We start from the raw sequence: 8,424 nt of genomic DNA, 5'->3' as shown, positions 1-8,424 counted from the left end.
TGTCCAAAATTAGTTGACCAGTTCAAGCTCGCTCCCACAGGGTTTTGCGTTTAGATGTTGAGCAGTTGCAGGCGCTCGCGGATCGAAGCCTCGATCCCGGCTTCATCCAGCCCACACTCGGCCAGCATTTGCGCAGGCTTGGCGTGTTCGACGTATATGTCCGGCAAGCCCAGGTGCAGCATCGACTTGAGGATGTTCTCGCGAGCGAGGAACTCGCTGACCGCGCCACCGGCACCGCCCATGATTGCGTTTTCTTCGACGGTCACCAGTAGCTCGTGGCTACCGGCGATTTCGCGAACCAGTGCTTCATCGAGCGGTTTGACGAAACGCATGTCGACCACGGTCGCGTCCAGCGTCTCGGCTACTTTCAGGGCTTCGGCCAGTTGCACGCCGAACACCAGCAGGGCGACTTTGCTGCCCTGGCGGCGAACTACGCCTTTACCGATCTCGATCGGTTCGAGGTCTTTCTCGATGGTTGCGTTCGGGCCATTGCCGCGTGGATAACGCACTGCCGCCGGGCCTTCATACAGGTGGCCGGTGGTGAGCATTTTGCGCAGCTCGTTTTCATCGCTCGGGGTCATTACCAGCATGCCCGGGATGCAACGCAGGAACGACAGGTCGAAGCTGCCCGCATGGGTCGGACCGTCTTCGCCCACCAGACCGGCGCGGTCGATGGCGAACAGCACGTCGAGATTCTGCACGGCGACGTCATGCACCAGTTGGTCGTAGCCGCGCTGCAGGAAGGTCGAATAGATGGCCACCACGGGTTTGGCACCTTCGCAGGCCATGCCAGCCGCGAGGGTGACGGCGTGCTGCTCGGCAATGGCCACGTCGAAGTAGCGCAGCGGGAAACGTTCGCTGAAAGCGACCAGGTCCGATCCTTCCTTCATCGCCGGGGTAATCCCGACCAGACGTGGATCGGCCGCCGCCATGTCGCACAGCCATTCACCGAACACACCGGAATATTTCGGCCCGCTGGCCTTTTTCGGCGCAGCGGCCGGAGCGTCCAGAGGTTCGAGTTTGGTGATGGCGTGGTAACCGATCGGGTCGACTTCCGCCGGGGCGAAGCCTTTGCCTTTCTTGGTGACGACGTGCAGGAACTGCGGGCCTTTCAGATCGCGCATGTTGCGCAGGGTGGCGATCAGGGTCGGCAGGTCGTGGCCATCGATCGGACCGATGTAGTTCCAGCCCAGCTCTTCGAACAGCGTGCCGGGAACCAGCATGCCTTTGGCATATTCTTCGGTGCGGCGAGCGATTTCCCAGGCACCGGGCAGGCGCGACAGCACTTTCTTGCTGCCCTCGCGCATGCTCGCGTAGGTGCGGCTGGAAAGGATCTTCGCCAGATAGTTCGACAAGCCACCGACGTTACGTGAGATCGACATGTCGTTGTCGTTGAGGATCACCAGCATGTTGGCGTCCACTTCCGGCGCATGGTTCAGCGCCTCGAACGCCATGCCCGCGGTCAACGCGCCGTCGCCGATCACTGCGATCGCCTTGCGCTCGCTATTTTGCAGGCGGGCGGCAATCGCCATGCCCAGCGCCGCACTGATCGATGTGCTGGAGTGGCCGACACCAAAGGTGTCGTACTCGCTCTCGGAGCGGCGCGGGAAGGCAGCGACGCCGTCCTTCTGGCGCAGGGTGCCCATGCGCTCGCGACGACCGGTGAGGATCTTGTGCGGATAAGCCTGATGACCCACGTCCCACACCAACCGGTCGTCCGGGGTGTCGAAGACGTAATGCAGCGCGATTGTCAGCTCGATCACGCCCAGGCCGGCACCGAAATGCCCACCGGTCTGGCCGACCGTGTAGAGCAATTCCAGGCGCAACTCATCGGCCAGGGTTTCCAGCTCGGCTTCGCCTAACCGGCGCAGGCCGTCCGGCGTGTTCGCGCGGTCGAGCAGGGGCGTGGTCGGGCGCTTGCGGGGAATCTCATGAAACGTCGTGGGCATCGGGCGAATCGTTATAGGTATAAAAGATGCGGCAGTTTACCTGATGCATCGGTCCCTGCCCACGCGTTGGTTTTTTTTGGCGGATACGCCGTCAACTGCGGCGATCGACGATATACCGGGCCAGATCACGCAACGGCTCGGCTGCCGCGTCAAACGGTCGCAGGGCGTGCAGGGCCTGGTCGCGCAATTCCAGGGCATAGGCCTTGGCGGCGTCGAGGCCGAGCAGGGCCGGGTAGGTCGGTTTGTCCCGGGCAATGTCGGCGCCCTGGCGTTTGCCGAGGGTTTCGGTATCGCTTTCGACGTCGAGAATGTCGTCCTGGACCTGGAATGCCAGGCCGATGGCCTGTGCATAAGTCTGCAGGGACTTGAGTTCGTCTTTCTCGGCACGGCCGCTGGCCAGGGCACCGAGTTTGACGCTGACCTCGATCAACGCGCCGGTCTTGTGCCGGTGCATGTATTCCAGGGCTTTCTGGTCGAGCTTCAGGCCGACCGAGCCGAGGTCGATGGCCTGACCGCCGACCATGCCCGCCGGGCCTGCCGCCAGTGCCAGGGCGCTGACCATTTGCAGGCGGATTTCGGCCTGCGAAGTGCTCAGGCGTGGGTCGAGCAGGGCGCTGAAGGCCAGGCTCTGCAAGCCGTCGCCGGCGAGGATCGCGCAGGCTTCATCGAATTTCTTGTGGGTGGTTGGCTGGCCGCGACGCAGATCGTCATCGTCCATGGCCGGCAAATCATCATGCACCAGCGAGTAGGCGTGGATCAGTTCCACTGCACAGGCCGCGCCGTTGGCTTGCTCAGCCTTGCCGCCCAATGCTTCGCACGCGGCGTAGGCCAGCAGTGGACGCACGCGTTTGCCGCCATTCATCACGCTGTAGCGCATGGCCTCGTACAGCCGCGCCAGCTCCGGGCTCGGTGCCGTGAACAGGGTTTCCAGGGCCGCATTGACACGAGCCTGGCTGGTTGCCGAGTACGCTGCAATCATTCTGGCTGATCCGCGTCGAAGGGTTCCTCGGCCAACTCGCCATCACGCTCGAGCAGCACCTGAACCTTTTGCTCGGCCTGGGCCAGCGCCGCCTGGCAATCGCGGGTCAGACCGATGCCTTGCTCGAAAGCGGCCAGCGAGTCTTCCAGCGACAATTCGCCATTCTCCAGACGCTCCACCAGCGTTTGCAGGTCGGCGAGGGACTGTTCGAAATCCAGTGCAGCTTTTTTGCGGGCCATGGCGGCGATTTCCGGTTGACGTTAAACCGGCGCGACACTAGCAGATAGGGGGTTTATGGGCAAATGAGCGGGGTGATTGGTGCAATGGTTTCAGTGCTCAGGATTGCGCCTCGTCGGGATATTTGATCTGGTACCGAGTACTGCGCCCACCCCCGGGCAGGCGTTGCAGGCAGTCTTTGTTCAGCAGTTCGGTCAGATGACGGGTTGCGGTCGCTTTGGATACTTTGGTGACGGCCTGGTATTGAGCCGCACTGATACCATGCTCGAAGCCTCTTTCGCCGCCATCGAGCAAGCGATTCAGTACCTTGGTTTGTTCGGCCGACAGCCCGGATGTCTGGTGGGCCTGCCAGAATCGCGCCTTGCCCAGCACACTGTCGATCCGTGTCATGGCTTGTTGCAGGCTGCGCAGAAGGGTTTGCAGGAACCACTCCAGCCACACAGTGACATCGGTCGTAGCCTTTTGACTCGTTTCCAATACCCGGTAGTAACCGGTGCGATCTTCAAGAATGCTTGCCGACATTGCGTAAAAACGAATCGCCTGAGACTCGCCCTGTGCCAATGCCAGGTCGGTGATAGTGCGCGTGAGGCGGCCATTGCCGTCGTCAAAAGGGTGGAGCGTGACAAACCAGAAGTGTGCGATGCCAGCACGCAGCAATGGGTCGAGCCCGCCCTGACTTCGGCCGCTCTCAAACCAGTCGATGAAGATTTCGAGTTGACGTTCGAGGCCCAGTCGAGGCGGCGCTTCGAAGTGCACGGTTGGCTTATCGAGACGACCGGAGACCACCTGCATCGGTTCATCGCCTCGCAATGCACCGACACGAATCGCCCGGGCGGCCAGGTCGCCGTCCTGTTCCGGGAACAACCATTCATGCCAGTCCAGCAAACGATCCAGCGTCAGCGGTTCAGCGAAATGCTGCGTAGCATCGAGCATCAATTGCGCAAGACCTTCACTGCGCTGGCTAACCCTGTCGCCATCAACCAGATCCAGACCCAAACGTCGAGCCAGCGACGAACGAACGGAGCCGACATTCAGTTGTTCACCTTCAATGGCTGATGAGGTGATGATGTTTTGCAACAACGCATCCAGTTCACTTTGCGCACTCAGCGAACTGCCCACGGAACTGGCCATGCCCATTAGCCGACCTTGTGCTTGAACGCACTCGCGTAACAAGGGCGCCAAGCGTTCGGCATTCCAGGTGAAATTCGGCCAATTGGGCTGTTGCCATATCCATCGAGGAGTCATGAACTTGATGCTCTAGAGGGGAATGAGCCGATTAGAAAGTCTATTCGGCTCACTTGATGAGCCGAATATGACGAATATTCGGCTCACCGTCCACCGTGAGTCGTGAATCCATCCGCACTTTGCGACACATCCAATTGTTAAAAAACAACCAACTGGCTAACCTTCGCGCCATCTACGACCCAACGGTCACGGGTCTTTCAGACGAAATGCAGTCTCCACATCTGTAACGCGCCCAGGATCAGGCGCAAGGTTTCGTCATGCATGCCAGGAGGCGTCACATGCGCTCATTTCTTTTGCTGCTGATCGGGTTGGCTGTCGTGCCCGTGATTCTGGCCGCGCCGGATGCCGAGTTGTCGGAGCCGGTGGGTGGCTGGCGTTACAACGGCTTGCTGGATCGCAGTGATAACCCGCAAGTCGCCTATCCCACGCCGCCGATTGACCGAGGCGTGCAGCGCAATCGCACGATGATCGAAGGCCGACTCAAGGCCATCGGCACTCAGCGCGGGCCGCACACGTTGGCGGTCAACGGCAATCCGCTGAACCTCTACACCGACGAGCAAGGGCGTTTCGCCCGGCCGTATGCGTTTGGTGCCGGTTCCAACAGCGTCGAAGTGCGCAGTGCCGAAGGCCAGTCCCTCAAGCGTGTGCAATTCTATGAAGCCAACAACCTGCGCACACCGGCAAGGATTCGCGTGGTGCTGGGTTGGGACGATCCGAATGCCGAGCTCGACCTGCATATTGTCACACCCGATGGCCAGCATGCCTTCTGGGCGCACTCAGCCTTGACCAACGGCGGCGGCCTCGACCCTGACGGCGTCGATGGCCCGGGGCCGGAAATGTTCACCATGACCGCACCGCTGCACGGCACCTATCTGGTTTACGTGAACTATTGGGGCAACTTCGGCAGCGGCGGCTATAACTTCGATGAGACCAGCAACCAGAACGAGGTGATTACCTCGCAGATCAACCTGGTGCTCAACGAAAACACCGTCGATGAAAAACGCGAAACGTTCATCGTGCCCCTGCGCGCAATCGGTGACCTGCTGCTGGTCAAGACTTTCAACTACTAAGCATCCCCCGCTCCACGGATGAAATTCGGGTTTTGTGAACATGAGTGATAGCACTGTTACTCCGGCTGCTGGCGCGCCAGCGACCAAACCTTCCCTGCATTGGCCGACGCTGCTGATCGGGATATGCCTGATCGTTGGCGTGGCCGGTGGGCTGGGGTGGTTAATGCACAAGCCCAAGGCCCCGGCACCTGTGTTGGCCAGTGACAAACTGGGCATGAGCCGCCCGGATGGCTTGCTGGAAACCCATTCCCTGAGCCAGTTGCCCAAGGACCTGCTGGCAGTGCCGTTCCTCAAGGAAACCCTGACCGAAGATTTCGTCTTCTATTACGAATCCCACGCCGATCGCCTGGGTTTGATCGGCAGCTTGCGGCGGATCATCTACGAACATGACCTGAAGTTGCAGGACACCCTGATCGAGCAACTGTTCGATCAGCCTGCCGACGTAGCGTTGTGGCGCGGGGCGGATGGGCGGCTCAAGGATTTCCTGCTGGTGATGGATCGCGGCGGGCTGGCCAAGGTGCTGGAGCCGCTGGCCAAAGTGGCGCTGGACGACTCGCAGTTGAGCAAAGTCGCTGACGTGAAAGTCGGTATCGACGACGTGGCGATCTATCAACTCAACTACAACGCCAGCAAGGCGCTGCTGTTCGCGTCCCATGGCGACAAGCTGGTGGTGCTGTCCAACCCGGCGAAACTCTATGACCCGCAAAGTGGTGCTGCACAGGAAAACGGCAGCGTTTCGACCCAGGCCATCGCAGCCCTGCTCAATGGCGACAAACTGTTCCCCGAAGCTTTCGGCCTGCCACCGCGTGCGCCGCAGGTGAAGCAACGCCTGTCGGTGAACGCCAGTGTGCTGGCCATGGGTTACCAGCGTTTCATTCCGAACTTTGCCGGTCTGCGCTTTGACATGGACGACACTGGCTGGCACAGCTTTCTGGCCATGGATGAACTGGAAAATCAGCCGGACTTCGATTTCAAACCGATCTGGCAAGCCATGCCCATGGGAGCCAGCGCTTGCGTGGCGTTGCCACTGGCTGTCGAACAACAGAAACCGCTGCTGGTGAAACTCGGTGCCGAGGAGAAGGTGGCCCAAGCATTGACTGAACACATGGCCGGTGCGGCGGGCCTATGCTGGTATGCCGATTCGCGGTTGTACACGCCCTTGCTGGTGGCCAGCCTCAACGATGACGACAGCGGCAAACTCGATGGGGATCTGGGCAACCTGTTCGGCTCGATGGTCGGCGCCTACGAGAACAACGTCGAAGACGGTGCCTTCCCGGTGGTGGAAAAACAGGCAGGCCAGAGTCACCAGTGGCAGCGTCAGGTCAGCTCCAGTTTTGGTCCCTATGCGGCCAAAGAGGCCGAAGACCCCGATGCCATCACCGGCAAGGCGTTCATGAAAGTCAGCCTGGCACGCCACGGTTCGACGCTGCTGTTTTCCCTCGACGACAAGCTGCTGGACAAGGCTCTCGGTACCCTCGACAAACGCTTCCCGCCAATGGCCGACGTGGTGCCCAAAGACCTGCTGATGCCGGTCTATTTCGGCCCGGATTCCATGGCGCAACTGATGCAGCAGGAAACCCTCGACAGCCTGCCCCAGGACATGGAACCGGTGTTCTACAACGCTGCGCAAACCTACCTGATCCCGAAATTGCGCAAGCTCGGCGGCTACGGCAAATACGCCCTGACCTTGCCCGAAGGCAGCGAGCCCGACGGCCACTGGCAATGGCTGCCGCTGGAGTGGAAAGCGCTGTGACGGCATTGATCCGAAGTCTCGGCCTGTTGGCGCTGTTGCTGAGCGCGAGCGCCCGCGCTGTCGAGACGCCGCCGCTCGACCCGCAGCAGTCCCAGGTGTTCCGCGCCTGGTTCGTGCGCATCGCCCAGGAGCAACTCAGCCAGGGCCCGAGCCCGCGCTGGTATCAGCAGGACTGCGCCGGGCTGGTGCGTTTTGCCGCCAATGAAGCGCTGAAAGTCCATGACAACAAATGGCTGCGCAGCAATGGCCTGTCCAATCGTTACCTGCCGCCGGAGCTGCAATTGAGCGATGCCCAGCGCGGTCTTGCGCAGCAATGGCAACAGGGTGGCGGCAAGGTCGGGCCCTACGTCAATGCGATCAAATTGATCCAGTTCAACAGCCACCTGGTCAGCCGCGATGTGTCGCAGGCGCGACCGGGCGACCTGATGTTTTTCGATCAGGGCGACGACCAGCACCTGATGATCTGGATGGGCCGCTACATCGCCTATCACACCGGCACCACCACACCCACCGACAACGGCATGCGTTCGGCAAGCCTGCAGCAACTCATGACATGGAAGGACACCCGATGGATACCCGACGCAGCCAACCCCAACTTCATCGGCGTCTATCGACTGAGTTTTCTCTCCCAATGACCGGTGCCCGCATGCTGCGTTTTCTGTCTCTGATGTTGGTATTGGTGCTGCCTTGCTCGGTGGTTAACGCCGAAGATTCGGTCCCGTCCAGCGGCTATGCGCCAGTGGCCGGCGAGAGTTTTTTCCTGCTGGCCGACAGCAGTTTTGCCAGCGATGAACAGGCGATGGTGCGCCTCGAAGCACCGGGCCGCGACTATCGCCGGTTTCGTATGGAGCCCTACGGCGGCGCCGACATTCGGGTGTATCGCATCGACAAGCCGCTGGATTTTCTCAAGCGCCAGAAGAACCTGCATCGGGTGGTCAGCGACGGCCAGTTCAAGGGTGAAGGCCTGTCGAACACGCTCGCGTACCTGTGGGACAACTGGTATCGCAAATCCCGTCGGGTGATGCAGCGGGCGTTTTCCTACGAGTCGCGTAAACAAGTCACCGAGGAAGTGCCGGAACTGAAGATGGGCAATGCGATGGCCGCGCCAACGCCCTACGATGCGCAGCCGCAATTCGCGCTGATACCGGGTTTGCCGGTTGTCAGCCAGTTCCGTTATCCGTTGTGGCAGGG

7 protein-coding genes and 1 pseudogene are annotated in these 8,424 nt (G+C 60.7%); 4 read left to right on the top strand and 4 right to left on the bottom strand.

The genetic code is table 11. The annotated features are described in order from the left end of the window. Positions 1–50: 50 nt before the first annotated feature. From dxs to PMI29_RS26355, 4 genes are all read right to left on the bottom strand, one after another. Positions 51–1,949, bottom strand: coding sequence for a 1-deoxy-D-xylulose-5-phosphate synthase (dxs, locus tag PMI29_RS26340; RefSeq protein ID WP_007994160.1), 1,899 nt, complete (start codon positions 1,947–1,949; stop codon positions 51–53). Positions 1,950–2,040: 91 nt separating this feature from the next. Continuing rightward, positions 2,041–2,928: a (2E,6E)-farnesyl diphosphate synthase gene (ispA, locus tag PMI29_RS26345; RefSeq protein WP_007994159.1), complete on the bottom strand. Its 888-nt coding sequence runs from the start codon at positions 2,926–2,928 to the stop codon at positions 2,041–2,043. Next, positions 2,925–3,167 carry an exodeoxyribonuclease VII small subunit gene (locus PMI29_RS26350; RefSeq protein ID WP_007970180.1) on the bottom strand — a complete coding sequence of 81 codons (243 nt, stop codon included), beginning with the start codon at positions 3,165–3,167 and terminating at the stop codon, positions 2,925–2,927. The genes ispA and PMI29_RS26350 overlap by 4 nt, the downstream gene beginning before the upstream one ends. Before the next feature lie 97 nt (positions 3,168–3,264). Next, a complete protein-coding gene (locus tag PMI29_RS26355; RefSeq protein ID WP_033051975.1) occupies positions 3,265–4,410 on the bottom strand; it encodes a Fic family protein in 1,146 nt (381 codons plus the stop codon). Positions 4,411–4,688: 278 nt separating this feature from the next. Between PMI29_RS26355 and PMI29_RS26360 the strand changes: the two genes are divergently transcribed. The 4 genes and pseudogenes from PMI29_RS26360 to PMI29_RS26375 all read left to right on the top strand — a co-directional run. Further along, positions 4,689–5,480, top strand: coding sequence for a YfaP family protein (locus PMI29_RS26360; RefSeq protein ID WP_007994157.1), 792 nt, complete (start codon positions 4,689–4,691; stop codon positions 5,478–5,480). A 40-nt stretch (positions 5,481–5,520) separates the two neighbouring features. Continuing rightward, positions 5,521–7,233 (top strand): DUF2138 domain-containing protein, encoded by a 1,713-nt coding sequence (locus PMI29_RS26365; RefSeq protein WP_007994156.1) that lies wholly within the window; start codon positions 5,521–5,523, stop codon positions 7,231–7,233. After that, the gene (locus tag PMI29_RS26370) at positions 7,203–7,868 is read left to right on the top strand and encodes a DUF1175 domain-containing protein (protein ID WP_033051974.1); all 666 of its coding nucleotides are present in this window, start codon (positions 7,203–7,205) and stop codon (positions 7,866–7,868) included. Before PMI29_RS26365 ends, PMI29_RS26370 begins: the two co-directional genes overlap by 31 nt. Next, positions 7,865–8,424: pseudogene (locus PMI29_RS26375) on the top strand (alpha-2-macroglobulin family protein); the annotation flags it as partial. The gene PMI29_RS26370 and the pseudogene PMI29_RS26375, both read left to right, overlap by 4 nt.

Origin of the sequence: Pseudomonas sp. GM49, assembly GCF_000282355.1 — a bacterium.
In the GTDB taxonomy this organism is placed as follows: Bacteria; Pseudomonadota; Gammaproteobacteria; order Pseudomonadales; family Pseudomonadaceae; genus Aquipseudomonas.
The sequence above is the reverse complement of the archived record's forward strand: the minus strand, read 5'-3'. Positions and strand labels throughout refer to the sequence as shown.

Excerpts from the sequence above, each read along its gene's own strand:
- dxs (WP_007994160.1), bottom strand. The coding sequence starts at position 1,949 with ATGCCCACGACGTTTCATGAGATTCCCCGCAAGCGCCCGACCACGCCC.
- ispA (WP_007994159.1), bottom strand. The coding sequence starts at position 2,928 with ATGATTGCAGCGTACTCGGCAACCAGCCAGGCTCGTGTCAATGCGGCC.
- PMI29_RS26350 (WP_007970180.1), bottom strand. The coding sequence starts at position 3,167 with ATGGCCCGCAAAAAAGCTGCACTGGATTTCGAACAGTCCCTCGCCGAC.
- PMI29_RS26355 (WP_033051975.1), bottom strand. The coding sequence starts at position 4,410 with ATGACTCCTCGATGGATATGGCAACAGCCCAATTGGCCGAATTTCACC.
- PMI29_RS26360 (WP_007994157.1), top strand. The coding sequence starts at position 4,689 with ATGCGCTCATTTCTTTTGCTGCTGATCGGGTTGGCTGTCGTGCCCGTG.
- PMI29_RS26365 (WP_007994156.1), top strand. The coding sequence starts at position 5,521 with ATGAGTGATAGCACTGTTACTCCGGCTGCTGGCGCGCCAGCGACCAAA.
- PMI29_RS26370 (WP_033051974.1), top strand. The coding sequence starts at position 7,203 with ATGGCTGCCGCTGGAGTGGAAAGCGCTGTGACGGCATTGATCCGAAGT.